This window comes from Pantoea sp. KPR_PJ, assembly GCF_041386365.1.
In the GTDB taxonomy this organism is placed as follows: Bacteria; Pseudomonadota; Gammaproteobacteria; order Enterobacterales; family Enterobacteriaceae; genus Pantoea.
Genome location: NZ_JABMIK010000021.1, coordinates 1 through 1,366, shown reverse-complemented (window position 1 = coordinate 1,366; position 1,366 = coordinate 1). Strand labels below are relative to the sequence as shown.

Below are 1,366 nucleotides of genomic sequence, written 5' to 3'. Positions count from 1 at the left end.
TGCTCTTTAACAATCCGGAACAAGCTGAAAATTGAAACGACGCGCCGCGTCGCTCCCCGTAACAGGAGCGAAAGGCAGGCGCGTTCGAGTCTCTCAATTATCACATCCGCGACGTCGCAAGACGCCTGTGGGTTGTGAGGTTAAGCGACCAAGCGTACACGGTGGATGCCCTGGCAGTCAGAGGCGATGAAGGACGTGCTAATCTGCGAAAAGCGCCGGCAAGGTGATATGAACCGCTACAGCCGGCGATGTCCGAATGGGGAAACCCAGTGTGACTCGTCACACTATCGTTAGCTGAATACATAGGCTAACGAGGCGAACCGGGGGAACTGAAACATCTAAGTACCCCGAGGAAAAGAAATCAACCGAGATTCCCCCAGTAGCGGCGAGCGAACGGGGAGCAGCCCAGAGCCTGAATCAGCTTGTGCACTAGTGGAAGCGTCTGGAAAGTCGCAGGGTACAGGGTGATACTCCCGTACACGAAAGTGCACATGCTGTGAGCTCGATGAGTAGGGCGGGACACGTGGTATCCTGTCTGAATATGGGGGGACCATCCTCCAAGGCTAAATACTCCTGACTGACCGATAGTGAACCAGTACCGTGAGGGAAAGGCGAAAAGAACCCCGGCGAGGGGAGTGAAAAGAACCTGAAACCGTGTACGTACAAGCAGTGGGAGCACCTTCGTGGTGTGACTGCGTACCTTTTGTATAATGGGTCAGCGACTTATATTCTGTAGCAAGGTTAACCGTATAGGGGAGCCGCAGGGAAACCGAGTCTTAACTGGGCGTCAAGTTGCAGGGTATAGACCCGAAACCCGGTGATCTAGCCATGGGCAGGTTGAAGGTTGGGTAACACTAACTGGAGGACCGAACCGACTAATGTTGAAAAATTAGCGGATGACCTGTGGCTGGGGGTGAAAGGCCAATCAAACCGGGAGATAGCTGGTTCTCCCCGAAAGCTATTTAGGTAGCGCCTCGTGAACTCATCTCCGGGGGTAGAGCACTGTTTCGGCTAGGGGGCCATCCCGGCTTACCAACCCGATGCAAACTGCGAATACCGGAGAATGTTATCACGGGAGACACACGGCGGGTGCTAACGTCCGTCGTGAAGAGGGAAACAACCCAGACCGCCAGCTAAGGTCCCAAAGTCATGGTTAAGTGGGAAACGATGTGGGAAGGCCCAGACAGCCAGGATGTTGGCTTAGAAGCAGCCATCATTTAAAGAAAGCGTAATAGCTCACTGGTCGAGTCGGCCTGCGCGGAAGATGTAACGGGGCTAAACCATGCACCGAAGCTGCGGCAGCGACATGTAAATGTTGTTGGGTAGGGGAGCGTTCTGTAAGCCGTTGAAGGTGTGCTGTGAGGCA

The 1,366-nt window shown here is 54.2% G+C and carries 1 rRNA gene; it reads left to right on the top strand.

The features are described 5' to 3' along the window. Nucleotides 1–138: 138 nt before the first annotated feature. Nucleotides 139–1,366: ribosomal RNA gene (locus tag HP564_RS20170) — 23S ribosomal RNA — on the top strand; the annotation flags it as partial.